The organism is Pseudomonas gingeri, from assembly GCF_013385425.1.
GTDB lineage: Bacteria > Pseudomonadota > Gammaproteobacteria > Pseudomonadales > Pseudomonadaceae > Aquipseudomonas > Aquipseudomonas gingeri_D.
The window spans coordinates 200,530-225,643 of sequence record NZ_JACAQA010000005.1; the positions used below are offsets into that span (position 1 = coordinate 200,530).

The following is a 25,114-nucleotide window of genomic DNA, read 5'->3' on the forward strand; positions in this document are numbered from 1 at the left end:
ATCGTTCGTGAGCCAGCGCGGGGGGCAACCCATGCGTCAGCCTGATATCGATCTGCCTTCCAGGCTGCTCGAAGCCCTTTCGCCCTGGCGTAATGCCCAGACCTGGCGGATCGGCTTCTCCGGCGGCCTGGACTCCACCGTGCTGCTGCACCTGCTCGCCAGCCTGGCGAAAACCCGGCCCCTGCCCAGGATTGCCGCCTTGCATGTCCATCACGGGCTGCAGGCGGCGGCCGACGGCTGGCCGGCACATTGCCAGGCCGTCTGTGATGAACTCGGGATACCTTTGCAGGTGATCCGTGTCAGCGTGCAATTGGGCGCCAGTCTTGAGCGCGCCGCCCGCGATGCGCGTTACCTGGCCTTTGCCGGGGTCACCCAGTTGCACGACGTACTGCTCACCGCCCAGCATCGCGAAGACCAGGCCGAAACCCTGCTCTTTCGACTGCTGCGCGGCGCCGGGGTGCGTGGCCTGGCGGCCATGCCGGCGCAGCGCGAGGTCGGCGGCGGCTATCTGGTGCGGCCTCTGCTGGACGTTTCCCGGGCCGAGCTCGAGGGTTATGCCCGTCAGCACAAGCTGCGCTGGATCGAAGACCCGTCCAACAGTGACCAGCAGTTCTCGCGCAACTTCCTCCGTCACCGGGTTTTTCCCGGACTGACCGAGCGCTGGCCGCAAGCGGTGAGCAGCATGGTGCGCAGCGCCGCGCACCTGCGCGAGGCCCAGGAACTGCTCGACGAATTGGCTGAAGTCGACCTCGACGATGCCCTGGCGCATTCCCGGCACGTCTGGCTGGGCATACCGTCGCTGGCCCTCGACGCCTTGATCGACCTGTCTCCGGCCCGGCAGCGCAACGCCCTGCGGCATTGGCTGGCACCGCTGACCCGGCTGCCGGACAGCGACCATTGGGCTGGTTGGGACGATCTGCGCGATGCCGCCCATGATGCCCGGCCGAAATGGCGCCTGGCCGAGGGCGAGCTGCACCGTGCCGACGAGCATTTATGGTGGTTGAGCGGGTCCTGGTTGCGCCAGCCGTCGGCGGATATCGCCTGGAACTGCCCGAATCGACCGCTGGAGCTGCCGGACAATGGCGAACTGCTGGTGGTCGGCGAGGCACCGGCCGGTCCCTTGCAGGTTCGCTATCGTCAGGGTGGTGAGGTTTTGCACCTGCCGGACCGCGGACACCGCGATCTGAAGCGCCTGCTTAACGAAAGTGGGGTGCCCTGGTTTGTCCGCGGCCGATTGCCGCTGCTCTATCGAGGCGACGAATTGCTGGCCGTGGCGAACCTGCCGGGCCTGGACGGCGGGGCGTTGGGTGACTGGCATTTGCATTGGCAGCCACCTTCGAGCGATCAAGGTTTGAGCTGAAAGGCGCTTTCCGGTAGACTACGCTCCCTTCTTGATACAACTTCTGTGGATTGCCAGCAATTGCAGGAGTTGCCGATTACCAGGCTGTCTTTGCCGGGCGATTCCAAAAAATGTGTAGCGCGCACCGTACCGCGGGTTCAACCCTGCGGACCGTCTCAACGCAGCAGTTTTTCGAAAGGTGCACTGTGATGATCGCAGGTAATCGGGGGCTTCGGCCTTCCTTCGCTTTCCCCGGCGGCTCGGACCGCTTTAACGCAGACTTCTAGGGTTTTTCATGACGCGCTACATATTCGTCACGGGCGGTGTTGTTTCTTCATTGGGGAAAGGCATTGCCTCGGCTTCATTGGCGGCCATCCTGGAGGCGCGGGGACTGAAAGTCACCATGCTCAAGCTGGATCCGTACATCAACGTCGATCCGGGCACCATGAGCCCGTTCCAGCACGGTGAAGTCTTCGTCACCCACGACGGTGCCGAGACCGACCTGGACCTGGGTCACTACGAGCGGTTCATCCGCACGACCATGACCCAGAACAACAACTTCACCACGGGCCGTGTCTACGAGCACGTGCTGCGCAAGGAGCGTCGTGGTGATTACCTGGGCGCCACCATCCAGGTGATCCCGCACATCACCGACGAGATCAAGCGCCGCATCATCAAGGGCGCCGGCGATGCCGACGTGGCCCTGGTGGAAATCGGCGGCACGGTCGGCGACATCGAGTCGCAACCGTTCCTCGAGGCCATCCGCCAGTTGCGTTTCGAAGTCGGCGCCAAGCGCGCGATGCTGATGCACCTGACCCTGGTGCCGTACATCGCCACCGCCGGCGAAACCAAGACCAAGCCGACCCAGCACTCGGTCAAGGAGCTGCGCTCCATCGGCCTGCAGCCGGACGTGCTGGTCTGCCGTTCCGACCACCCGATCGATATCTCGTCGCGTCGCAAGATCGCCCAGTTCACCAACGTTGAAGAACGTGCGGTGATTGCGCTGGAAGACGCCGATACCATCTACAAGATCCCCGGCATCCTGCACTCCCAGGGCCTGGATGATTTCGTCGTCGAGCGTTTCGGCCTGCAATGTGGCGGTGCCGACCTGTCCGAGTGGGAAGCGGTGGTCGACGCCAAGCTGAACCCGGAACACGAAGTCACCATCGCCATGGTCGGCAAGTACATGGAGCTGCTGGATGCCTACAAATCGCTGATCGAAGCGATGAGTCACGCCGGCATCACCAACCGTACCAAGGTCAACCTGCGTTATATCGACTCCGAAGACATCGAAAACCAGGGCACCGCGCTGCTCGAAGGCGTTGACGCCATCCTGGTTCCTGGTGGTTTCGGCCTGCGTGGCGTGGAAGGCAAGATCACCGCCGTCCAGTACGCTCGCGAGAACAAGGTGCCGTACCTGGGTATCTGCCTGGGCATGCAAGTGGCGGTCATCGAGTTCGCCCGTAACGTGATGGGCTGGAAAGACGCCAACTCCACCGAGTTCGATCGCACCAGCGGTCACCCGGTGGTCGGCCTGATCACCGAGTGGGAAGATGCCACCGGCGTGGTCGAGACCCGTAGCGAAAGCTCCGACCTGGGCGGCACCATGCGCCTCGGTGCCCAGGATTGCCTGCTCGAAGCCGGATCCCTGGTGCACGATTGCTATGCCAAGGACGTGATCGTCGAGCGTCACCGTCACCGTTACGAAGTGAACAACAAGCTGCTGCCGCAGATCATCGAAGCCGGCCTGAAGATTTCCGGTCGCTCCGGTGATGGCTCGTTGGTGGAAGTGGTCGAGGCCCCGGATCATCCATGGTTCGTCGCTTGCCAGTTCCACCCCGAGTTCACCTCGACCCCGCGCGACGGCCATCCGCTGTTCAGCGGTTTCGTCAAGGCGGCCTTGGCTCAACACCAGAAGAACGCGTGATCTCGGAGAGATAAGAGCATGGCCCAAAAGATCATCCGCGTAGGCGACATCGAGATTGCCAACGACAAGCCGATGGTGCTGTTCGGCGGCATGAACGTACTGGAAAGCCGGGACATGGCGATGCAGGTCTGTGAAGAGTACGTGAAAGTGACCGAGAAACTCGGTATTCCTTACGTATTCAAGGCCAGCTTCGACAAGGCCAACCGTTCGTCCGTCACCTCTTACCGTGGCCCCGGCCTGGAAGAAGGGATGCGGATTTTCCAGGACATCAAGCAGGCGTTTGGCGTGCCGATCATTACCGACGTCCACGAGCCGGCCCAGGCCGCCGTGGTCGCCGAGGTCTGCGACATTATCCAGTTGCCGGCCTTCCTGTCGCGCCAGACCGACCTGGTGGTGGCCATGGCCAAGACCGGCGCGGTGATCAACATCAAGAAGGCCCAGTTCCTCGCGCCCCAGGAAATGAAACACATCCTGAGCAAGTGCGTGGAAGCGGGCAACGACCAGTTGATCCTCTGCGAGCGCGGTTCGAGCTTCGGCTACAACAACCTGGTGGTGGACATGCTCGGCTTCGGCATCATGAAGCAGTTCGAATACCCGGTGTTCTTCGACGTGACCCACGCCCTGCAGATGCCGGGCGGTCGCTCGGATTCCGCCGGTGGCCGTCGGGCCCAGGTCACCGACCTGGCCAAGGCCGGCATGAGCCAGGGTCTGGCCGGGCTGTTCCTGGAAGCGCATCCGGACCCGGACAACGCCAAGTGCGACGGGCCTTGTGCCCTGCGCCTGGACAAGCTGGAACCGTTCCTGGCCCAACTCAAGGCTTTGGACACACTGGTGAAGAGTTTTCCGACGGTAGAAACCGCGTAATCCTTAAATCTCCGGTAAAGTACCGCACGATTCAAGGCTCTGGACTCGGGTTCAGAGCCTTTTCGTCTGCAAGGCTGCCCATTTTTCATTCGCTTGCCGACGATCAAAGATTTCCTTCAGCTGCGTCGTTTTCGTCAACTTTGGAGTGTTTACAACAATGGCAAAAATCGTCGACATCAAAGGTCGTGAAGTTCTCGACTCCCGTGGCAACCCCACCGTGGAAGCGGACGTGCTTCTGGACAACGGCATCATCGGCAGCGCTTGCGCGCCGTCCGGTGCTTCCACCGGTTCGCGTGAAGCGCTGGAACTGCGTGATGGCGACAAGAGTCGTTACCTGGGCAAGGGCGTGCTGAAGGCCGTCGGCAACATCAACGGCCCGATCCGTGAGCTGCTGCTGGGCAAGGACCCTTCCGACCAGAAGGCCCTAGACCATGCGATGATCGCCCTGGACGGTACCGAGAACAAGGCGACCCTGGGCGCCAACGCCATCCTCGCCGTGTCCCTGGCCGCCGCCAAGGCTGCTGCCCAGGACCAGGACCTGCCGCTGTACGCACACATCGCCAACCTCAACGGCACGCCGGGTGTCTACTCCATGCCGGTGCCAATGATGAACATCATCAACGGCGGCGAGCATGCCGACAACAACGTCGACATCCAGGAATTCATGGTTCAGCCGGTTGGCGCCAAGACCTTCTCCGAAGGCCTGCGCATGGGCACCGAGATTTTCCATCACCTCAAAGCCGTGCTGAAGGCTCGTGGCCTGAGCACCGCTGTCGGTGACGAAGGTGGTTTCGCGCCGAACCTGGCGTCCAACGAAGACGCTTTGAAAGTGATCTCCGAAGCCGTGGCCAATGCCGGTTACAAGCTGGGCACCGACGTGACCCTGGCCCTGGACTGCGCGGCCAGCGAATTCTACGAAGACGGTAAATACAACCTGTCCGGCGAAGGCCAGGTGTTCACCGCCGAAGGTTTCGCCGACTACCTGAAAGGCCTGACCGAGCGTTACCCGATCATCTCCATCGAAGATGGCCTGGACGAGTCCGATTGGGCTGGCTGGAAGATTCTCACCGACAAGATCGGCGAGAAGACCCAGCTGGTGGGCGACGACCTGTTCGTGACCAACACCAAGATCCTGAAGGAAGGCATCGACAAGAAGATCGCCAACTCCATCCTGATCAAGTTCAACCAGATCGGCACCCTGACCGAAACCCTGGAAGCCATCCAGATGGCCAAGGCCGCCGGCTATACTGCGGTGATCTCGCACCGTTCCGGTGAAACCGAGGATTCGACCATTGCCGACCTGGCCGTGGGTACCGCTGCAGGCCAGATCAAGACCGGTTCGCTGTGCCGCTCCGACCGCGTCTCCAAGTACAACCAACTGCTGCGTATCGAAGAACAACTGGGCGCCAAGGCCAAGTACAACGGTCGCTCCGAGTTTCGCGGTTAAGCAGTAGATGGTAAAAAGACACCAGATTGTGTCGGAAAAGTCGCTATCGCGAGTTTTTTAGCACTAATCTGATGCTTTGAGAGCACAAGCCTGGTTCTTCCAGGCTTCGTGCTATCAGTCGGTTCGAAATGGTTGGCATGGCTGTCTTTTCCACTGGATAACTGAAATTCGATGCGCAGTCCCAATTGGTTGTTCCTCGTTCTGCTCTTGCTGCTGGCTGGCCTGCAGTACCGCCTTTGGGTGGGCAATGGGAGCCTGGCGCAGGTAGCCGACCTGACACAGCAAATTGCCGAACAGCATGCCGAAAACGAGCGTCTGCTGGAGCGTAATCGCGTGCTTGACGCGGAAGTTCTTGAACTGAAGAAAGGCATGGAGACCGTTGAAGAGCGCGCTCGCCATGAACTGGGCATGGTCAAGGACGGTGAAACCCTTTATCAGCTGGCGCAATGACTGAATTCTCTCTCCCGGCCTTCTGGGCCGTGATTCCTGCCGCGGGCGTCGGTGCCCGTATGGCCGCGGACCGTCCCAAGCAGTATCTGTCCCTGGGCGGACGCACGATTCTCGAACATAGCCTTGGCTGTTTCCTCGATCATCCGGGCTTGAAGGGCCTGGTGATTGCCCTTGCCGCCCACGATCCCTACTGGCCGGGCCTGGCTTGTGCCACGGATTCGCGTATCCAGCGGGTCGATGGTGGCGACGAACGGGCCGATTCGGTACTCAATGCCTTGCTGCACCTGCATACCCTGGGGGCGGTGGAGGACGATTGGGTGTTGGTCCATGATGCGGCGCGGCCCAATTTGTCCCGTGGCGATCTCGATACCTTGCTCGGTGAGTTGGCCGATGACCCGGTCGGTGGGCTACTGGCCGTGCCGGCGCGGGACACGCTCAAACGCGTCGACAAGCACGGGCGGGTACTGGAAACCATCGACCGCAGTTTGATCTGGCAGGCCTATACGCCGCAGATGTTCCGCCTGGGTGCCTTGCACCGGGCCCTGGCGGACAGCCTGGTGGCCGATGCAACCATCACCGATGAAGCCTCGGCGATGGAATGGGCGGGCCAGGCGCCGCGCCTGATCGAAGGGCGTTCGGACAATATCAAGGTCACCCGGCCTGAAGACCTGGAGTGGTTGCGTTTGCGCTGGGCTAATCGTCGCTGAGGGCACCGGTCAAACGCTGTACTCGGGCCGTTTGGCCAATCCTTCCTTGAGATGATCCACCAGCTTGCGCACTTTTGGCGACAGGTGCCGCTGTTGCGGATACAGCGCCCATACCGCCGTATTCGGTGGCTGATGGGCTTCGAGCAAGGAGATCAGCGTGCCATTGTGCAAATGCTCCAGCACGTAATAGTCCGGCAACTGACACAACCCAACCCCCTGCAGCGCCGCATCCAGCACCGCCTGCCCACTGTTGCAGCGCCAATTACCCTGTACCCGCTGAGAAAACTCCCGCCCGTCCTGCTCCAGTTGCCAGATATCCGAACTGCCGATCAGGCAGTTATGCCGGCTCAATTCCGACAGGCTATGGGGGCGACCATAACGTTCCAGGTAGGACGGTGACGCGCACAGGTACATCCGCCGTGGCGCCAGCCGGGTCGCCACCAGCCGCGAATCCTGCAAACGGCCCAACCGAATCGCCAGGTCCAAGCCCTCATGTACCAGGTCCAGGGTGCGGTTGCTCAACTCGATATCCACCCGCAACTGCGGATGCAGCCCCATGAAACTGGTCACCAGCGGCACGATAAAACGTTCGCCGTAAGCCACGGCGCAGGTCATGCGCAACATGCCCTTGGGTTCGCTGGTCAGGTCGCCCACCGCGCGCAGGGCTTCCTCGCGGCCGTCCTGCAGACGCTGGCAATGCTGCAGGAACGTCTGCCCGGCTTCGGTCAGGGTCACCCGCCGGGTGCTGCGATAGAGCAGACGGGTTTGCAGGCGCTCTTCCAACCGGGCGATTTGCCGGCTGATATGGGACGAGGACACCCCGAGGCGCTCCGCCGCCGCCGTGAACTGGCTGCATTCGGCCACCGCGACGAACTCGTCGATGCCTTCCCAGCGGTTGTCATTCATTGGATTGTCCCTGTACAGCAATAATGTTTTGCTTTTGACTGGATTATTAATCAATCAAGGCTGATTTACACTCAGGTTTTCGTTGTTCACTTTTCAGGAGTTGCTGGATGATCAAGTCACGTGCTGCCGTTGCCTTCGAGGCCAAGAAACCCCTCGAGATCGTCGAAGTCGATGTCGCCATGCCCAAGGCCGGCGAAGTGCTGTTGCGTGTCGTGGCCTCCGGCGTTTGCCACACCGACGCCTACACCCTGTCCGGCGCGGACCCGGAAGGTATCTTTCCGTCGATCCTCGGCCACGAAGGCGGCGCGATTGTCGAGGCGATCGGCGAGGGTGTGACCTCGGTGGCGGTGGGCGACCACGTCATCCCGCTCTACACCCCGGAATGCGGCAAGTGCAAATTCTGCCTGTCGGGCAAGACCAACCTCTGCCAGGCCATTCGCGCCACCCAGGGCAAGGGCCTGATGCCGGACGGCACTTCGCGTTTCTCCTACAAGGGCGAGACGATTTTCCACTACATGGGCACCTCGACCTTCTCCGAGTACACCGTGCTGCCGGAAATCTCCGTGGCCAAGATCTCGAAAGACGCACCGCTGGAGAAGGTCTGCCTGCTCGGTTGCGGCGTCACCACCGGGATCGGCGCGGTGCTCAACACCGCCAAGGTCAAGCCGGGTGACACCGTGGCGATCTTCGGCCTCGGCGGTATCGGCCTGTCGGCGGTGATCGGTGCGGTCAAGGCCAAGGCGGCGCGGATCATTGCCATCGACATCAACCCGGCCAAGTTCGAAATCGCCCGGCAACTGGGCGCCACCGATTGCGTCAACCCGAAAGATTTCGATCGTCCGATCCAGGAAGTGATTGTCGATATGACCGATGGCGGCGTGGACTTTTCCTTCGAGTGCATCGGCAATGTGCAATTGATGCGTGCGGCCCTGGAGTGCTGCCACAAGGGCTGGGGTGAGTCGGTGATCATCGGCGTCGCCGGTGCCGGCCAGGAAATTTCCACCCGTCCGTTCCAATTGGTGACCGGTCGCGTCTGGCGTGGTTCGGCCTTTGGTGGCGTGCGCGGGCGCAGCGAGCTGCCGAGCTACGTGGAAATGGCGCAGAAGGGCGAGATCCCGCTGGATACCTTCATCACCCACACCATGGGCCTGGAAGATATCAACAAGGCGTTCGACCTGATGCATGAAGGCAAGAGCATTCGCACCGTCATTCATTTCTGAGGTCGGTCATGAGCCTGGAAAACCTGTCCTGCCAGAAAAGCTTCGGCGGCTGGCACAAACGCTACAAGCACCATTCCGAAGTCCTCGGCTGCGACATGGTGTTCGCTGTCTATCTGCCGCCACAGGCCGAGCAGGGCGGCAAGCTGCCGGTGCTGTACTGGCTGTCCGGCCTGACCTGCACCGACGAGAACTTCATGCACAAGGCCGGTGCCCAGCGCCTGGCTGCCGAGCTGGGGCTGATCATCGTCGCGCCGGACACCAGTCCGCGCGGCGCCGACGTGCCCGGTGACCCCGACAAGGCCTGGGACTTCGGCCTGGGTGCCGGTTTCTATCTCAATGCGACCCAGCAACCCTGGGCCCAGCACTACCGGATGCACGATTACGTGGTGCATGAGCTGCCGGCGCTGGTCGAGGCGCACTTCCCGGCCTCGGACAAGCGCGGTATCAGCGGTCATTCCATGGGCGGGCATGGCGCGCTGGTCTGCGCCTTGCGCAACCCCGGGCGCTATCAGTCGTTGTCGGCATTCGCGCCGATCAGCAATCCGATGGATTGTCCCTGGGGGCAAAAGGCTTTTTCCCGTTATCTAGGGGAAGAACGCTCGCGCTGGCGTGAGTGGGATGCTTGCGTGCTGATCGCCGAGGCCACTGAAAAGCTGCCGATCCTGGTGGATCAGGGCGATCGCGACGATTTCCTGGCCAACCAGCTCAAGCCCGAGGCGCTGCAACAGGCGGCGAAGCTGGCGCAACATCCGCTGACGTTGCGGCTGCAACCGGGCTACGACCACAGCTATTTTTTCATCGCCAGTTTCATTGATGACCACCTGCGTCACCACCACGCAGCTCTTAGCGGTTAATCTCTCGCAAAATAGGTAGAATCACGCCCTGACTTACATCGGGGCGTTTTTTTATGCGTATTGGCCACGGCTATGATGTGCACCGTTTCGCCGAAGGCGACTTCATCACCCTGGGCGGCGTGCGGATTGCACACCACCACGGGCTGCTCGCCCATTCCGACGGCGACGTGCTGCTGCATGCCTTGAGCGATGCGCTGCTGGGAGCGGCGGCCCTGGGCGATATCGGCAAGCACTTCCCGGACACCGACCCGACCTACAAGGGCGCCGACAGCCGGGTGCTGCTGCGTCATGTGGTGTCGTTGATCAAGGCCCTGGGCTGGAAAGTCGGCAACGTCGATAACACTATCGTTGCCCAGGCGCCGAAAATGGCGCCGCATATCGAATCGATGCGCGCGCTGATTGCCGCGGATCTTGAAGTTGAGTTGGATCAAGTGAACGTCAAAGCCACCACCACTGAAAAGCTCGGTTTCACCGGCCGTGAAGAAGGCATCGCTGTGCACAGCGTCGCCTTGTTGCTACGCGCATGACTGAACTGGAACTGCTGGGCCCGCGTGCCTACGGCGATGTCCTCGGGAGCGCGGTGCTCAAGGCCACGGCCGAAGACTTCCAGGTCGATGAAGTCCTCGATATCCCGCTGAGCGGCGAGGGCGAGCACCTGTGGTTGTGGGTGGAGAAGCGCGGCCTGAATACGGAAGAGGCTGCCCGGCGTATCGCCAAGGCCGCCGGCGTGCCGTTGCGTACCGTCAGCTATGCCGGTCTCAAGGACCGCCAGGCCCTGACGCGCCAGTGGTTCAGCGTACAACTGCCGGGCAAGGCCGATCCGGACCTGTCGGCGGCCCAGAACGACAGCCTGCTGATCCTCAAGAGTGCGCGGCACAAGCGCAAGCTGCAACGCGGCGCCCATGCCGCCAACGGCTTCACCCTGCGCCTGACCCAATTGAACGCGGACAAGGACGGCCTGCAGCAACGCCTCGAACAGATCGCCGCGCAAGGTATTCCGAATTATTTCGGCGCCCAGCGTTTCGGTCACCTCGGTGGCAACCTCGGCGAGGCCCGTTCCTATGCGGCGCGCCAGGCCTTGCCCGAGCAGCGCAATGTGCGTTCGCGGTTGCTGTCCACGGCCCGCAGCTACCTGTTCAACCAGGTGCTGGCGGCGCGTGTCGCCGACGGCAGCTGGAACCGGGCCCAGGTCGGCGACCTGCTGGCCTTCACCGACAGCCGCAGTTTCTTCCCGGCCGGTGAGGCCGAATGCAGCGATCCGCGCCTGGCCATTCTCGATCTGCACCCCACCGGTCCGCAGTGGGGCGAAGGTCCGTCACCGGCGGCGGGTGCGACTTTTGCCCTGGAGCAAGCGGTTGCCGAGCGCGAGGCCGAGCTCTGCCAATGGCTGGTCAAGGCGACAATGGAACACGAACGACGCATCCTGCGGCTGCCCATTGGCCGGTTGTCGTGGCATTATCCGGAGTCTGATATTCTGCAACTGGAATTCATCCTGCCGGCCGGATGCTTCGCCACTGCTTTGGTGCGCGAACTCGTCGATCTGGTGCCGGTAGGACAGACGGACAGCTCATGCGTATTCTGATTTCGAACGACGATGGGGTTTTCGCACCCGGTCTCGCCGCGCTTCATGCTGCGCTGGTGGACTATGCCGAGTGCACGGTGATTGCCCCGGACCAGGACAAAAGTGGCGCCAGCAGCTCGCTGACCCTGGATCGCCCGCTACACCCACATACATTGCCCAACGGCTTTATCAGCCTGAACGGCACACCCACCGACTGCGTGCACCTGGGGCTCAATGCCCTGTTGGCGCAGGAGCAGGACATGGTGGTGTCCGGTATCAACCTGGGGGCCAACCTGGGGGATGACGTGCTGTATTCCGGTACGGTGGCGGCCGCCCTGGAGGGGCGCTTCCTCGGGCGTACTTCGTTCGCTTTTTCGCTGGCCTCGCGCCAGGTCGACAACCTGGCCACCGCCGCGCATTTCGCCCGCCTGCTGGTGCAGGCCCATGAAGGCCTGGCGCTGCCCGCGCGCACGGTGCTCAATGTGAATATTCCCAATCTGCCCCTGGAGCGCATTCGCGGTATCCAGCTCACGCGCCTGGGCCATCGGGCCCGGGCCGCGGCGCCGACGCGGGTGGTCGACCCACGGGGCAAGGCCGGTTACTGGATCGCCGCCGCCGGAGACGCCGAAGACGGTGGCCCGGGGACGGACTTCCATGCCGTGATGCAAGGGTTTGTCTCGGTGACGCCGCTGCAACTGGATCGCACCTTCAATGATGCCTTCCAGTCGCTGGGCGGTTGGCTGGAGGGGCTTGCTTGATGACCCGTGAGCAAGACGAACTGATGCGTCGCGGTATCGGCATGACCTCCCAGCGAACCCGCGAACGCTTGATTCAGCGACTCTATGAAGAAGGTGTGACCAACGCCCAGGTGTTGGAAGTGATCCGTCGCACGCCGCGTCATCTGTTTGTCGACGAGGCACTGGCCCATCGTGCCTACGAAGATACGGCGCTGCCGATCGGCCACAACCAGACCATTTCCCAGCCTTATATGGTGGCGCGCATGAGCGAGCTGCTGCTGGAGGCCGGGCCGCTGGACAAGGTGATGGAGATCGGTACCGGCTCCGGTTACCAGACGGCGGTGCTGTCGCAGCTGGTGGAGCGGGTGTTTTCGGTGGAGCGGATCAAGGTCCTGCAGGATCGCGCCAAGGAGCGTCTGGTCGAGCTCAACCTGCGCAACGTGGTGTTCCGCTGGGGCGATGGCTGGGAGGGCTGGCCGGCACTGGCGCCGTACAACGGCATTATTGTCACCGCCGTCGCCACGGATGTGCCCCAGGCCTTGCTCGATCAATTGGCCCCGGGCGGTCGCCTGGTGATTCCGGTGGGTGCCGGTGAAGTCCAGCAGTTGATGCTGATCGTGCGCGAAGAGCAGGGTTTTTCCCGTCATGTATTAGGCGCGGTACGTTTCGTTCCGCTGCTTAACGGACCGTTGGCCTGAACATTTGTTGAACGGCAATGAATTCTGTTTAAGGTCGTAGGTCTTAGAGCGGGACTGGTACGGCACCCATGTTTAAAATGTGTCGGGTTTTCGACTTGGCTTTGTTGTCAGTGAAATTCCAACAGCCAGTTATACTTACGTCACATTACCGCCTGTACAGGCACTCTTATTTCAGCCACCACAAAGGGAGCGGCGGGTGAGTCTCACAGTCATTCGGCAGCGTATGGGTAAAGCAAGCGTTCAGCGCCTGATGATCGGCCTTGCCCTCAGTGCTTTACTGGCTGGTTGCTCCAGTGCTCCAAAGAACGGCGTGCGCGTCGTTGATCGTAACGGCAACGCTACAACGACAGCCGCCAGCGCGACGCCACAGAAACCGATGACCACCACCGGCCAGCATGTGGTCACCCGTGGCGATACCCTGTTTTCGATCGCCTTCCGCTACGGTTGGGACTGGAAAGCCCTGGCCGCGCGTAACAATATTCCCGAGCCTTACACCATCCACGTGGGTCAGGCGATTCGCTTCGACAGCCGTTCAAATTCAACGCCGACGGCTGTCGCCTCGACGTCGTCGAGCGCTTCGCCTTCGAGCAAGTTCACTATCACCCGGCGTCCGGCCAACGGCGCATCTGGCACTGCAACCACCTCGCAACCCGCGGCCCAGGCACCTGCGGCAGCGGCGCCGATGCCGCCGGCCGGTCCCGCGCCGAAGGGTTGGGCGTGGCCTTCAAACGGTATTCTGATTGGAAAATTCTCTTCAAACGGTAGTTTGAATAAAGGTATTGATATCGCCGGAGATTTGGGACAGCCTGTTTTAGCTGCATCTGATGGGTCAGTGGTTTACGCCGGGAGTGGGTTGCGGGGCTACGGCGAGCTGGTCATCATCAAACACAGTGATACCTACGTCAGTGCTTACGGTCACAACCGTAGGCTGTTGGTTCGGGAGGGTCAGCAGGTCAAGGTCGGACAGACAATTGCCGAGATGGGATCAACTGGTACGGACCGGGTGAAACTGCATTTTGAGATTCGCCGCCAGGGGAAACCCGTAGACCCACTGCAATTCCTGCCACGTCGTTGATCCGTTTTCCAGCCTGTTCTCCTGACTGTAGTGGGAACAGGTTCCAGCGTTGCCAAGGATAAAGGCGCCGCTCGAGCTTGAGGTCGAACTCACCAAAGGACTATAACAATGGCTCTCAGTAAAGAAGCGCCGGGGTTTGACATCGATGATGAGGTGCTCCTTATGGACTCCGACATCGTCATGGATATGATGCCGGAGGACGACAGTTCTCCACCCCCAGTTCGTGCCAAGACCAAGAATGCTGCTGCGCTCAAGCAGCACAAGTACATTGACTACACGCGGGCGCTGGATGCGACCCAGTTGTATCTCAATGAAATCGGTTTTTCCCCCTTGTTGTCCCCGGAAGAAGAAGTTCATTTTGCGCGCCTGTCGCAAAGTGGCGATCCCGCGGGCCGCAAGCGCATGATCGAAAGCAACCTGCGCCTGGTGGTGAAAATCGCCCGACGTTATGTCAACCGCGGTCTTTCCCTGCTGGACCTGATCGAAGAGGGCAACCTCGGCTTGATCCGGGCGGTGGAGAAATTCGATCCGGAACGTGGCTTTCGCTTCTCAACCTATGCCACCTGGTGGATCCGCCAGACGATTGAACGGGCGATCATGAATCAGACCCGGACCATTCGCCTGCCTATTCACGTGGTCAAGGAACTGAACGTCTATCTGCGGGCGGCACGGGAGCTGACCCAGAAACTCGATCATGAGCCTTCCCCGGAAGAAATCGCCAACCTGCTGGAAAAACCGGTGGGTGAGGTCAAGCGCATGCTCGGCCTGAATGAGCGGGTGTCTTCGGTGGACGTGTCCCTGGGGCCGGATTCCGACAAGACGTTGCTCGATACCCTCACCGATGATCGACCTACCGATCCCTGCGAGTTGCTTCAGGACGACGACCTGTCCCAGAGTATCGACCAGTGGTTGTCGGAATTGACCGACAAGCAGCGTGAGGTGGTTGTACGGCGATTTGGCCTGCGCGGGCATGAGAGCAGTACCCTGGAGGATGTCGGCCTGGAGATCGGCCTGACCCGCGAGCGCGTTCGGCAGATCCAGGTCGAGGGACTCAAGCGCCTGCGCGAGATCCTCGAGAAGAATGGCCTGTCCAGCGAGGCGCTGTTCCAGTAGCGCGCTCCTGCACCTGCCCATAAAAAATCCCCGATCTGGTCGGGGATTTTTTTGCATTGAAATGGGTTCAATGCGTTCCTGCGGAGGCGTTACTGGCAGAAAGCCTCAGGCCCCGTGGCACTTCTTGAATTTCTTGCTGCTGCCGCACGGGCACGGATCGTTGCGACCCACGTCCTTCAGCGCGTTGCGTACCGGCTCCTGGTGAGCGTGACCGCAGTTCGGGCCGTGGACATGGCCATGGTCGTGATCGTGCTGCTCATGCTCGTGATCGTGGTTGCAATCAGGGCCGTGGACATGGGGTTGCTGGGTCATGCTGGTGTCACTCCGGAATAATTTCGGCGGGAATTATCTCGCCTTTACGCTCCAGGTGCACGTCATGGCTGAGGAATAGTCCGGTTTCCAGTTCGCCCTCCAGTCGGTAGGGGATCGGATCATGGGGGTGTTTCAGGCGCTTGGTCAGGTCGCGCAGGTGTTCCCAGAGGTTGGTCCTGACTGGAATGACCAGGGAGGCGTGGCTGTTGGCTTCCACGGTGAACCAGCCGGTGTCGGACTCGCCTTCGCTCAGTAGCCAGCCGTCGAGGTAGAGACGATAATGCAGGCTGCGTACGGTCAGGCTGTCGTCGTTGGGGTTGTCGACACGAAAGTGCAGGCGAAATTTCTGTTGTACCAGGCGCGCCTTGATCAGTTCGACCCGCACCAGGCGAACCTCGGGCTCGCGGGTACCGCCATCGAACCAGGACGCACAGCCGGAAAGCGTCAACAGCATAAGCAGGCCGAGCGTGCCAAGTGTCCGTGAGTGCATGGGGTTCCTCCCGCCGAGGCCCCAGCATAGCAAGCCTGCGACAGAAAAAGCTCATGGTTGTGGCGGTAAATCCACTGGGTGATACTGCCGAGCATTCGCGCAACGGATCAGGTCGGCGCACAGGAGTGTGATCATGACGCTTTACGAGATTGTCTTTAGTGGCGAATCGCTACCCGGTGCTGCGCCCGATCAGGTCAAAAGCAACCTGGCCCGGCTGTTCCAGGCCGATGCCCAGCGCATCGAACTGCTGTTCTCCGGACGGCGCCTGGTGCTCAAGAGCAATCTCGATGCCGCGGCGGCGGAAAAGTATCGGGTCACCCTCGAGCGTGCCGGGGCGCTGGTCGCGGTGGTCGAGATGGCCGTCGAAGAGATCGAGATGACGGCCCCGGTCCCAGCGCCGGGCCGTGCCCAGGTGGCGCCGCGGGATGCCTATATGGCCGCGTTCAGCGAGGTCGATGCGCCGGACTTCGGCATCGCCGAGGTCGGCAGCGATATGCAGGATGCCAAGCCCGAGCCCGTCGCGTTGGCCCTGGATCTGTCGGCCTTCAGCGTGGCGCCGGTCGGTGCCGACATGGGCCAACTGTCGGTGGCAACCGTCGTCACGGTGCCGGATATCTCACACCTGCGCCTCAGCTGAGCAGGTAGCCGGAACAGCACTTCTTGTATTTCTGCCCGCTGCCGCAAGGACAGGCGTCATTGCGCCCGGCCTTGAGGGGCACGGTGGGGTCGATGAAATACCAGCGCCCATCGGTTTGTACGAAGGACGACTTTTCCCGGTGGCTGTGTTCGCCGTTGCTGTCGTGCCAACGCGCGGTAAAGGTCACGAAGGCATGCTCGGGCTGGCCGCCAAAGACTTCCGAGCTTTCCACCTCCAAGCCCAGCCAGGTGCTTTGCGCGCTCCATTCGCCGATGGCCTGGCGGTCCAGCCCCGGTTGTTGAATGGGCAGCGTGGTGTTCACCAGGTAGTCGACCAGCCCCAATACATAGGCGCAGTAGCGCGAGCGCATCAGGGCTTCGGCGCAGGGGGCCGGATGGCCCGCGTGATAATGGCCGCAGCAGGCCTCCAGCAGGTTGCCGCTACCACAGGGACAGATGGATGTGCTCACGGGAATCACCACCAGTACTTGCCGAAATTTTCCGGATTGGCCCAGAACTTGGCGTTCAGCCAGTCCGGCACCTGTTTGTATTCCTTCAGATCATAGGTGAACAACGTCAGTACCTGCTCGTCGCGGGCAAAGCGTTCGCTGTTTTGCAGGGCCAGGGCGAAGAAGTCGCTGTCCTGCCAGCCGCTGGCGGCCATGTCCACCAGCACCGCGATGCGGCTGGCGTTGAGGTTGCGAATGCCACCGAGCAGCTGCCGGCCGTCACGCTTGGGCAGGTGCTCCAGACAGTCGACCACCAGCGCCAGGTCGAAACGCCGGGCGGCCAGTGCGGCCGACAGCGGGCCAGGTTCGGCGAAGGCCACCTGGGTTTCGGGATGGGCGGCCTGGAACGCCTCCAGTGCCGGAAAGCTGCCGGCCCCGACGAGCAGCAGGTTTTGCGGGGCGTAACGGTCCAGCAGGGCCGCCAGTGCTTGCTGGGGCGTGCGGGCGGAAAGGCTTTCAGGCATCGGGATTCCTCGGTCGGAGCGGCAAACACGGGCGAATTTTCAACGGCCTCTGGCAAACTGCCCTGACTCGCCTTACTGTGCGCCAAAGAATAACTCATCAGGGGGGCGTATGAAGGTGCTTTGGGGGCTGGGGAAGGTGTTGACGCTGATGTTCTGGCTGGTGGTGCTGGTCAATCTGGTGCATCCGCTGATCAGTCCGTTCCGGGTCCTGGTGGATCTGGCCGGGAGCATGCTGCTGTTGACACATTTGTTGGAGATCATGCTGTTCAATGGCAGCCTGCGGGGCCGCGCCCATCCCTGGCGCGACCGGGCGCAGATCCTGCTGTTCGGCATGTTCCATCTGCAAATCCTGCCTTTGCCCACCCGTGAGGAACACCAGCATGCGTAGCCTGTGTCTGCTGGCTGCCCTGTGCAGCCCCCTGGCGTTTGCCCAGGTCGTGACCGTCGAAACCAATTCCATGCTGCGCCTGCCCGCCAGCACTTCGGTGCTGCAACTGGAACGTCTGGATGTGGCCGACTTTGGTACCTTGCTGGTGCCTGCCAGCGTCACGCAACTGAATATCGGTGAACTGCACCTGGGCAAGTCGGCGCGTATCGCCATTGTACCGAGCGAGCAGGGGTTCGCACTCAAGGCCACGCGTGCCGAGCTGGGTAGCGGTAGCCAGATCAGTGCGGTTGGAGCACCGGGCACCTATCAGCGAGCCCCTTCGCCGGGACGGAACCTGGATCTGCGCATCGATGCGCTCAGCGGTCCATTGCTGTCGATCGATGCCCGGGGTGGCGCGGGTGTGCCGGGGTTTGTCGGGCTTGATGGGGCCAATGGCGATGAGCCGGGTTGTACCTGGGGCGCGGCCGGTCAAGGCGCGGACGGCGACAATGGCGGCGATGGCCATCCGGGCGCGGCGGGGGCACAGGTTCGGTTGCAGTTGCCACGGGATTATCCTGCGGCGCAGATCCAGGTGCTGGTCGATGGCGGTAACGGCGGTATTGCCGGCGCGGCGGGGCGTCCGGGCGCGGGCGGCAAGTCCAAGGGTTGTTTTGTCTACGACACAGACGGTGGCAAGTCCGGTCGTCCGGGTCTGGCGGGCAAGCCGGGGCCGGTTGGTCCCGCGGGCAGCGTGACGGTTCAGCGGCTGTAACAATATCGTGAAAACGCTACAAACCCTGTAGGAGCTGGCTTGCCGGCGATAGCGACCGATCATGCCAGGCTTGCTGACCTCATCGCCGGCAAGCCGGCTCCTACACGGTCCGTGGCAGGCCCGGCTCCTGCGTCCAGCCAGCCTCCGCATTCAAAACATCGGACGTGCCGCCGCAACGGCCACCAGCACCAGTCCGATCAGCAGATTGATCCCCACCAGCCGCCGAATCCGTCCCAGCGTCGCCGCACCCGCAGGCCAGTCCTGGGCCTCTACCGCCTGGCGCAGATCCGGCAATTGCAACGACTGGATACGAATAAAGACTGCAACCATGACGATGTACAGGCCCATCATGACCTGTACATAACGCGGTGCGGTCTCGAATCCGCTGAAGCGCAACTGGATCAGCCCCACGCCGCTGATCGGCAGGAGCACCACCGCGACCCAGACCCAGACGAAGAAGCGCTGGAACACCTGAAGCCACAGCTTCAGCCGGGCCGGGCCTTCCAACGCGGCCATGGCCGCCGGACGGAGGATCATCCAGGCGAAGAACATACCGCCGACCCAGACCAGCGCGGCCAGGACGTGGAGGGTGTAGACAAGGGCAAAAACGGTCATTCGGGTACTCCGTGCGGCGCGCGAGGGTTTAGCGGGGTATGATAGCCGTCCATTCGAACCACTGAAAATTTATCCAGCGTTTCTTGCGCCTGAAGACTCATGATCAGCACCGAACTCAAAACCACGATCCAGGGCGCCTACTCGCGTTTTCTCGAAGCCAAGAGCCTCAAGCCGCGTTACGGCCAGCGCCTGATGATCGCCGAAGTGGCCAAGGTCCTCGGCGATATCGACACCGATGACGAAGGCCGGCGCAGTGGCGATCCGGCCGTGGTCGCCGTGGAGGCGGGTACCGGTACCGGCAAGACCGTGGCCTACAGCCTGGCGGCGATTCCCACCGCCAAGGCCGCCGGCAAGCGTCTGGTGATCGCCACCGCCACCGTCGCGCTGCAGGAGCAGATCGTCTACAAGGACCTGCCCGACCTGATGCGCAACAGCGGTTTGAACTTCAGCTTCGCCCTGGCCAAGGGCCGCGGGCGCTATATGTGCCTGTCCAAGCTCGACATGCTGTTGCAGGAGGGCCATGCGCAGACCGCCACCGCGCAGTTGTTCGAAGAGGAAGGTTTCCGCATCGAGGTCGACGAGGCCAGCCAGAAGCTGTTCACCAGCATGATCGAGAAGCTCGCCGGGAACAAATGGGACGGCGACCGCGACAGCTGGCCCAACGCCCTGGAAGACGCCGATTGGGCGCGCCTGACCACCGATCACAGCCAGTGCACCAACCGCCATTGCCCGAACTTCGGCCAGTGCGCCTTCTACAAGGCTCGCGAGGGCATGGGCAAGGTCGACGTGATCGTCACCAACCATGACATGGTGCTCGCCGACCTGGCCCTGGGGGGGGGCGCGGTGCTCCCCGACCCACGTGACACCCTCTATGTGTTCGACGAAGGCCACCACCTGCCGGACAAGGCCATCGGTCACTTCGCACACTACACGCGGCTGCGCTCCACCGCCGATTGGCTGGAGCAGACCGCCAAGAACCTGACCAAGCTGCTGGCCCAGCATCCGCTGCCCGGTGACCTGGGCAAGCTGATCGAGCAGGTGCCGGAGCTGGCTCGGGAGATCAAGACCCACCAGCAGTTCATGTTCAGCGCCTGCGAGCAACTGGCCGACTTCAAGACCGGTGAAGACACCGAGGGCCGCGAGCGGCCGCGCCATCGTTTTGTCGGCGGGGTGATCCCCGAGCATATCCGCGAGATGGGCATCGAGCTGAAGAAAGGCTTCGCCCGCCTCAACGACCTCTTCACCCGCCTGACCGAGTTGCTCAAGGAAGGCATGGATGGCGAGGTCAATATCGGCATCGCCAGCCACCAGGCCGAGGAGTGGTATCCGCTGTTCGGTAGCCTGCTTTCCCGCGCCCAGGGCAACTGGGAGCTGTGGACCGCTTTTACCGCCGAAGACCCGGAAGATAATCCGCCCATGGCCCGCTGGTTGAGCCTGGCCGAGAGCGGTGTGTTGTTTGACATCGAGGTCAACGCCAGTCCGATCCTCGCCGCTGAAATGCTCCGGCGCAATCTGTGGAACGTGGCCTACGGCGCCCTGGTGACCTCGGCAACCCTCACCGCGCTGGGGACCTTCGACCGTTTCCGCATGCGTGCCGGCCTGCCGAAAAAAGCCGTGACCGCAGTGGTGCCGAGCCCCTTCCATCACGCCGATGCCGGTGTGCTGCGGGTGCCGAATCTCAACGCCGACCCTCGCGATGCAGTGGCGCATACCGCCGCGATCATTCGCGACCTGCCGGAACTGGTGGAAGGCTCCAAGGGCACCCTGGTGCTGTTTTCCTCGCGCAAGCAGATGCAGGACGTGTTCGACGGCCTGGACCGCGACTGGCGCAAGCAGGTATTCATCCAGGGCAACCTGTCGAAGCAGGAAACCCTCAACAAACACAAGGCCCGGGTCGATGGCGGTGATTCCAGCGTGTTGTTCGGCCTGGCGAGCTTTGCCGAAGGGGTGGACTTGCCAGGCGCCTATTGCGAGCACGTGGTGATCGCCAAGATTCCCTTCTCGGTCCCGGACGATCCGGTCGAGGCGGCACTGGCCGAATGGATCGAAGCCCGTGGCGGCAACCCGTTCATGGAAATCTCCGTGCCGGACGCTTCCCTCAAGCTGGTCCAGGCCTGCGGGCGGCTGCTGCGCACCGAGGAAGACCGCGGCATCATCACCTTGCTCGACCGGCGTCTGGTCACCCAGCGCTACGGTAAAGCTATCCTCAATGCCTTGCCGCCGTTCCGGCGGGAAATTTCTTGATGTGATGTAGGTTGAATTACCAACTTCGTTGTCTACGGATGGCGCCGCTTGGCGCCACACTGGCCTCTGACTGGCCGTAAGGGAGAGTTTGATTCATATGATTGGCCGTACGCTGCCCGCCGTTTTCGCCTTGTTGTTCGCCGCGCCGCTCTGGGCCGCGCCTGCGGGGCAACAGACGCTGTTCAACTTCGTTCGTCCCGCCGATGTGGTGCAGGTGGTCACCGTGGATGCGAGCCTGCCGCAATACAACGCGGAGCAGACGGCCGAAGGCGAAGTGCTGCGGCGGGTCACCTTCAACCCTGCAGCGCAGCCGAGCCTGCGTCTCACGCCGCAGACCGGTGCCTGGGACTGGTCGCAAGCGGGGGCCATGAGCCTGCGGATCCAGAGTGCGATGGATTGGGCGCTGACCCTCAACGTGACGATCCAGAGCAGCGACGGCAAGACCCTCACCAGTCGCGTCGACCTGCCGGCCGGTCCCGCGCAGACCTTGCTGGTGCCACTGCAGGCCAGTTCGCCGTTGAGCCAGGGCATGCGTGCCGGTCCGCCGATGCCGACCACGGTGGATGGCCAGCGGGTGTTGCTGGCCAGCAGCCAGGGTGAATTGAATCGCCAGCAGGTGGTGTCGGTGACCCTGTCGATGGACGCCCCCAAAGTGGCTCAGAACATCCTTCTGGAACGTTTCGGCGTGCAGGCCGGTGACGATGTGGTCAAGGCCGTCTATAGCTCGCTGGTGGATGGCTACGGCCAGTCGACCCGTGCCAAGTGGCCGGAAAAAATCAGCAGCGACGATCAGCTCAAGGCCGCCGCGAGCAAGGAAAGCCAGCAACTGAAGACCTGGCTGACCGAGCGCGAGCGCAGTGCCCGGGACAAGTTCGGCGGTTCGCTCAAGGGCCCGCTCTTCGACGCCACGGGTTTCTTCCGCACCGAAAAACACGACGGCCGCTGGTACCTGGTGACGCCGCAGGGGCATCCGTTCTACTCACTGGGTGTGAATACCGTCAGCGCTCACGACCAGCAGACCTATGTCGAAGGTCGTGAAGGCATGTTCAGCGACTTGCCCAAGGACGGTGAGCCCCTGGCCGCCTACTATGGCAAGGCCGACAACAGCATCATCACCGGGGCTTCCCAGGGCCGGGCGTTCAAGTCCGGGCGCTGGTTCGATTTCTATGGCGCCAACCTGGAACGCACCTACGGTTCGCCGTGCGCGACCGCCGCGCCGGCTGAACCCAAGGTGCCCTGCGCCCCGGGTCTGGACGAGCAACGCTGGCAGAAACACACCCTGGACCGCTTGCAGGCCTGGGGCTTCAACACCATCGGCAACTGGAGCGATCCGGCCCTGGGCCTGAATGACCGTGTGCCTTACACCTTGCCACTGTCCATCGTCGGCGATTATGCGAGCATCAGCACTGGCAGCGACTGGTGGGGCGGCATGCCCGACCCGTTCGACCCGCGTTTTGCCATGGCCACCGAGCGCGCGGTGGCGATTGCCACACGTGATCATCGCGACGATCCTTGGCTGGTGGGTTACTTCGCCGACAACGAACTGGCCTGGGCCGGTCCCGGCGACGATCCGAAATCCCGTTACGCCCTGGCCTACGGCACGTTGCGCATGACCACCGACGTACCGGCCAAGCGCGCCTTCCTCAAGCAGTTGCGCGACAAGTACCGCAACCAGCAGGGCCTTTCCAAGGCCTGGGGCGTGGAGATTCCGACCTGGGAGCAGATGGAAGACCCGGGTTTCGAGGCGCCGCTGCCCAATCCCGCCCACCCGCAGATCGAAGCGGACCTGAAGTATTTCCAGAAGGTGTTTGCCGATACCTACTTCAAGACCATTTCCGACTCGCTGAAATGGCATGCGCCGAATCACCTGCTGCTGGGCGGTCGTTTTGCCGTCAGCACGCCCGAGGCCGTGGCGTCCTGTGCCCAGTACTGCGATGTGTTGAGCTTCAACTTCTACACCCTCAAGCCCCAGGACGGATACGACTTCGATCAACTGGAGGCATTGAACAAACCGGTGCTGATCACCGAGTTCAACTTCGGCTCGAAGGACCGTGGCCCATTCTGGGGCGGCGTGACGGAACTGGCCCGGGAAGAAGATCGGGGCCCGGCCTATGCCGCGTTCCTCAAGCAGGCGGTGGCCCAGCCGTCGATCGTCGGCGTGCACTGGTTCCAGTACCTCGACCAGCCGGTCAGCGGTCGTCTGCTGGACGGTGAAAACGGCCATTTCGGCCTGGTGGGCATTACCGATGTGCCATTCCAGGGCTTTGTCGAGAGCGTGCGCAAGAGCAACCAGCAGGCCCTGGCTTTGCTCAACAAGGAAGCCGAGAAAGCCAAGGTGGAGGCGCAGCAGAAGGCCGCGAAGGGCATCGGCCAGGATGACAATGGTGGCAACGGTCGTTCGGGTAGCGCTGGCGGGGAGGGTGCCGGACATTCCGGCGGTCACTCCGGCAATGGCCACTGATTCCTACAGTGTTTCGCGCAACGTCTGACAATTCTTGCAAGGTGTTACGAATTGTCTGATTCAGGTCTGTTCCCAAACCTGCCAATCGCTGGAACAATGCAGGCCACTTTGGAAGGTGTTGCGGCGGGAGAGTCACGGGTGCAGATTCAGGGTCATTTCGAACTTCAATTCGAGGCGGTGCGCGAAGCCTTCGCGGCCCTTTTCGACGATCCCCAGGAGCGCGGCGCCGCGCTCTGTATCCAGATCGGCGGTGAAACCGTGGTCGATCTCTGGGCCGGCTCCTCCGACAAGGATGGCGCCGAGGCCTGGCACAGCGACACCATCGCCAACCTGTTTTCCTGCACCAAGACCTTTACCGCTGTCACCGCGCTGCAACTGGTGGCCGAGGGTAAGCTGCAACTGGATGTTCCGGTTGCCCAGTATTGGCCCGAGTTCGCCGCCGCCGGCAAGTCCGGTATCACCCTGCGCCAGCTGCTCTGCCATCAGGCCGGCTTGCCGGCCTTGCGCCAGTTGCTGCCTCCCGAGGCGCTCTACAACTGGCAGACCATGGTCGACGCCCTGGCGGCCGAAGCCCCCTGGTGGACGCCCGGCGAGGGCCATGGCTACGCCGCGATCACCTATGGCTGGCTGGTCGGCGAGTTGTTGCGACGCGCCGATGGCCGTGGGCCGGGCGAGTCCATCGTGGCGCGGATTGCCCGGCCGCTGGGCCTGGACTTTCATGTCGGCCTGGCGGACGAGGAATTCCATCGCGTCGCCCATATCGCCCGGGGCAAGGGCAATGTCGGTGATGCGGCGGCCCAGCGACTGCTGCACGTGACCATGCGTGAACCCGAGGCGATGAGTACCCGGGCGTTCACCAACCCTCCGTCGATCATGACCAGCACCAACAAGCCGGAATGGCGGCGCATGCAGCAGCCGGCCGCCAACGGGCATGGCAACGCCCGCAGCCTGGCTGGCTTCTACAGCGGCCTGCTGGATGGCCGTCTGCTGGAAGCCGACATGCTCGAGGAACTGACCCGCCAGCACAGCCTGGGCATGGACAAGACCCTGCTGACCCAGACCCGTTTCGGCCTGGGCTGCATGCTCGATCAGCCGGAGGTTCCCAACGCCACGTTCGGCCTCGGGGCCAAGGCCTTCGGCCACCCGGGTGCCGGCGGTTCCGTCGGCTTTGCCGACCCCGAATACGATGTCGCGTTTGGCTTCGTTACCAATACCCTCGGCCCTTATGTCTTGATGGACCCACGGGCACAGAAGCTAGTACGGATTCTTGCCGGCTGTCTGTAGAATGCTCGGATAAAGTCGTAGGCCGGAACCCTGTGACTTTTTTGCTTTCTAATACACTGTTT

At 62.3% G+C, this 25,114-nt stretch carries 26 protein-coding genes; 20 read left to right on the forward strand and 6 right to left on the reverse strand.

Going from position 1 to position 25,114, the window contains the following annotated elements:
* Window positions 1-31: 31 nt before the first annotated feature.
* The 6 genes from tilS to ispD all read left to right on the forward strand — a co-directional run bounded on the left by tilS (window position 32) and on the right by ispD (window position 6,734).
* Entirely contained in the window at window positions 32-1,360 is a 1,329-nt protein-coding gene (gene tilS / locus HX830_RS08600; protein WP_177099789.1) for a tRNA lysidine(34) synthetase TilS, read from the forward strand.
* Between the two features lie 274 nt (window positions 1,361-1,634).
* Window positions 1,635-3,266, forward strand: coding sequence for a CTP synthase (locus tag HX830_RS08605; RefSeq protein WP_103496390.1), 1,632 nt, complete (start codon window positions 1,635-1,637; stop codon window positions 3,264-3,266).
* 18 nt (window positions 3,267-3,284) lie between these two features.
* Window positions 3,285-4,130 (forward strand): 3-deoxy-8-phosphooctulonate synthase, encoded by an 846-nt coding sequence (kdsA, locus tag HX830_RS08610; protein ID WP_100938597.1) that lies wholly within the window; start codon window positions 3,285-3,287, stop codon window positions 4,128-4,130.
* 157 nt (window positions 4,131-4,287) lie between these two features.
* A complete protein-coding gene (eno, locus tag HX830_RS08615) occupies window positions 4,288-5,577 on the forward strand; it encodes a phosphopyruvate hydratase (RefSeq protein ID WP_103496391.1) in 1,290 nt (429 codons plus the stop codon).
* A 171-nt stretch (window positions 5,578-5,748) separates the two neighbouring features.
* On the forward strand, window positions 5,749-6,027 hold the full coding sequence (gene ftsB, locus HX830_RS08620; protein ID WP_017906255.1) for a cell division protein FtsB: 279 nt from the start codon (window positions 5,749-5,751) through the stop codon (window positions 6,025-6,027).
* Entirely contained in the window at window positions 6,024-6,734 is a 711-nt protein-coding gene (ispD, locus tag HX830_RS08625) for a 2-C-methyl-D-erythritol 4-phosphate cytidylyltransferase (protein ID WP_177099790.1), read from the forward strand. Before ftsB ends, ispD begins: the two co-directional genes overlap by 4 nt.
* Window positions 6,735-6,743: 9 nt before the next feature.
* Here ispD and HX830_RS08630 read toward each other — a convergent pair whose 3' ends face one another.
* Window positions 6,744-7,640: a LysR substrate-binding domain-containing protein gene (locus HX830_RS08630; RefSeq protein WP_103496393.1), complete on the reverse strand. Its 897-nt coding sequence runs from the start codon at window positions 7,638-7,640 to the stop codon at window positions 6,744-6,746.
* Between the two features lie 107 nt (window positions 7,641-7,747).
* On the opposite strand from HX830_RS08630, the gene HX830_RS08635 reads away from it, so the two are divergent.
* The 8 genes from HX830_RS08635 to rpoS all read left to right on the forward strand — a co-directional run bounded on the left by HX830_RS08635 (window position 7,748) and on the right by rpoS (window position 14,898).
* Complete coding sequence (locus tag HX830_RS08635) at window positions 7,748-8,860, forward strand: S-(hydroxymethyl)glutathione dehydrogenase/class III alcohol dehydrogenase (RefSeq protein WP_103496394.1); 1,113 nt, start codon at window positions 7,748-7,750, stop codon at window positions 8,858-8,860.
* Between the two features lie 8 nt (window positions 8,861-8,868).
* On the forward strand, window positions 8,869-9,714 hold the full coding sequence (gene fghA, locus HX830_RS08640) for an S-formylglutathione hydrolase (protein ID WP_103496395.1): 846 nt from the start codon (window positions 8,869-8,871) through the stop codon (window positions 9,712-9,714).
* A gap of 53 nt (window positions 9,715-9,767) precedes the next feature.
* Entirely contained in the window at window positions 9,768-10,241 is a 474-nt protein-coding gene (gene ispF, locus HX830_RS08645) for a 2-C-methyl-D-erythritol 2,4-cyclodiphosphate synthase (protein WP_103496396.1), read from the forward strand.
* The gene (gene truD, locus HX830_RS08650) at window positions 10,238-11,296 is read left to right on the forward strand and encodes a tRNA pseudouridine(13) synthase TruD (RefSeq protein ID WP_152740230.1); all 1,059 of its coding nucleotides are present in this window, start codon (window positions 10,238-10,240) and stop codon (window positions 11,294-11,296) included. The genes ispF and truD overlap by 4 nt, the downstream gene beginning before the upstream one ends.
* Window positions 11,284-12,033 carry a 5'/3'-nucleotidase SurE gene (gene surE / locus HX830_RS08655; protein WP_177099792.1) on the forward strand — a complete coding sequence of 250 codons (750 nt, stop codon included), beginning with the start codon at window positions 11,284-11,286 and terminating at the stop codon, window positions 12,031-12,033. The genes truD and surE overlap by 13 nt, the downstream gene beginning before the upstream one ends.
* Window positions 12,034-12,074: 41 nt before the next feature.
* Window positions 12,075-12,710, forward strand: a complete 636-nt coding sequence (locus HX830_RS08660) for a protein-L-isoaspartate(D-aspartate) O-methyltransferase (protein ID WP_177100209.1) — start codon at window positions 12,075-12,077, stop codon at window positions 12,708-12,710.
* Window positions 12,711-12,906: 196 nt separating this feature from the next.
* On the forward strand, window positions 12,907-13,785 hold the full coding sequence (locus tag HX830_RS08665; protein ID WP_103496400.1) for a peptidoglycan DD-metalloendopeptidase family protein: 879 nt from the start codon (window positions 12,907-12,909) through the stop codon (window positions 13,783-13,785).
* Between the two features lie 189 nt (window positions 13,786-13,974).
* A complete protein-coding gene (rpoS, locus tag HX830_RS08670) occupies window positions 13,975-14,898 on the forward strand; it encodes an RNA polymerase sigma factor RpoS (RefSeq protein ID WP_370868291.1) in 924 nt (307 codons plus the stop codon).
* Between the two features lie 105 nt (window positions 14,899-15,003).
* On the opposite strand, the gene HX830_RS08675 is transcribed toward rpoS, so the two are convergent.
* Together HX830_RS08675 and HX830_RS08680 are read right to left on the reverse strand one after the other, a co-directional pair.
* Window positions 15,004-15,210, reverse strand: a complete 207-nt coding sequence (locus tag HX830_RS08675; RefSeq protein WP_103496402.1) for an SEC-C metal-binding domain-containing protein — start codon at window positions 15,208-15,210, stop codon at window positions 15,004-15,006.
* A gap of 7 nt (window positions 15,211-15,217) precedes the next feature.
* A complete protein-coding gene (locus HX830_RS08680) occupies window positions 15,218-15,700 on the reverse strand; it encodes an LEA type 2 family protein (RefSeq protein ID WP_177099794.1) in 483 nt (160 codons plus the stop codon).
* 133 nt (window positions 15,701-15,833) lie between these two features.
* Between HX830_RS08680 and HX830_RS08685 the strand changes: the two genes are divergently transcribed.
* Window positions 15,834-16,337 carry a hypothetical protein gene (locus tag HX830_RS08685; RefSeq protein WP_103496404.1) on the forward strand — a complete coding sequence of 168 codons (504 nt, stop codon included), beginning with the start codon at window positions 15,834-15,836 and terminating at the stop codon, window positions 16,335-16,337.
* On the opposite strand, the gene HX830_RS08690 is transcribed toward HX830_RS08685, so the two are convergent.
* Window positions 16,330-16,806, reverse strand: a complete 477-nt coding sequence (locus tag HX830_RS08690; RefSeq protein WP_103496426.1) for a YchJ family protein — start codon at window positions 16,804-16,806, stop codon at window positions 16,330-16,332. The two genes, HX830_RS08685 and HX830_RS08690, sit on opposite strands and share 8 nt — an antisense overlap.
* Window positions 16,807-16,811: 5 nt before the next feature.
* Window positions 16,812-17,309, reverse strand: coding sequence for a DUF6231 family protein (locus HX830_RS08695; RefSeq protein WP_103496405.1), 498 nt, complete (start codon window positions 17,307-17,309; stop codon window positions 16,812-16,814).
* Between the two features lie 109 nt (window positions 17,310-17,418).
* Between HX830_RS08695 and HX830_RS08700 the strand changes: the two genes are divergently transcribed.
* Both HX830_RS08700 and HX830_RS08705 read left to right on the forward strand, forming a co-directional pair.
* Entirely contained in the window at window positions 17,419-17,697 is a 279-nt protein-coding gene (locus HX830_RS08700) for a DUF1145 domain-containing protein (RefSeq protein WP_177099796.1), read from the forward strand.
* Window positions 17,690-18,448, forward strand: a complete 759-nt coding sequence (locus HX830_RS08705) for a collagen-like protein (protein WP_152740237.1) — start codon at window positions 17,690-17,692, stop codon at window positions 18,446-18,448. The genes HX830_RS08700 and HX830_RS08705 overlap by 8 nt, the downstream gene beginning before the upstream one ends.
* Before the next feature lie 150 nt (window positions 18,449-18,598).
* Here HX830_RS08705 and HX830_RS08710 read toward each other — a convergent pair whose 3' ends face one another.
* Complete coding sequence (locus HX830_RS08710; protein ID WP_103496408.1) at window positions 18,599-19,063, reverse strand: CopD family protein; 465 nt, start codon at window positions 19,061-19,063, stop codon at window positions 18,599-18,601.
* 99 nt (window positions 19,064-19,162) lie between these two features.
* On the opposite strand from HX830_RS08710, the gene dinG reads away from it, so the two are divergent.
* The 3 genes from dinG to HX830_RS08725 all read left to right on the forward strand — a co-directional run bounded on the left by dinG (window position 19,163) and on the right by HX830_RS08725 (window position 25,052).
* Window positions 19,163-21,307, forward strand: a complete 2,145-nt coding sequence (dinG, locus tag HX830_RS08715) for an ATP-dependent DNA helicase DinG (RefSeq protein WP_103496409.1) — start codon at window positions 19,163-19,165, stop codon at window positions 21,305-21,307.
* A 97-nt stretch (window positions 21,308-21,404) separates the two neighbouring features.
* Window positions 21,405-23,768, forward strand: a complete 2,364-nt coding sequence (locus tag HX830_RS08720) for a beta-galactosidase (RefSeq protein WP_177099798.1) — start codon at window positions 21,405-21,407, stop codon at window positions 23,766-23,768.
* A 138-nt stretch (window positions 23,769-23,906) separates the two neighbouring features.
* Complete coding sequence (locus HX830_RS08725; RefSeq protein ID WP_177100211.1) at window positions 23,907-25,052, forward strand: serine hydrolase domain-containing protein; 1,146 nt, start codon at window positions 23,907-23,909, stop codon at window positions 25,050-25,052.
* The last annotated feature ends 62 nt before the right edge of the window (window positions 25,053-25,114 follow it).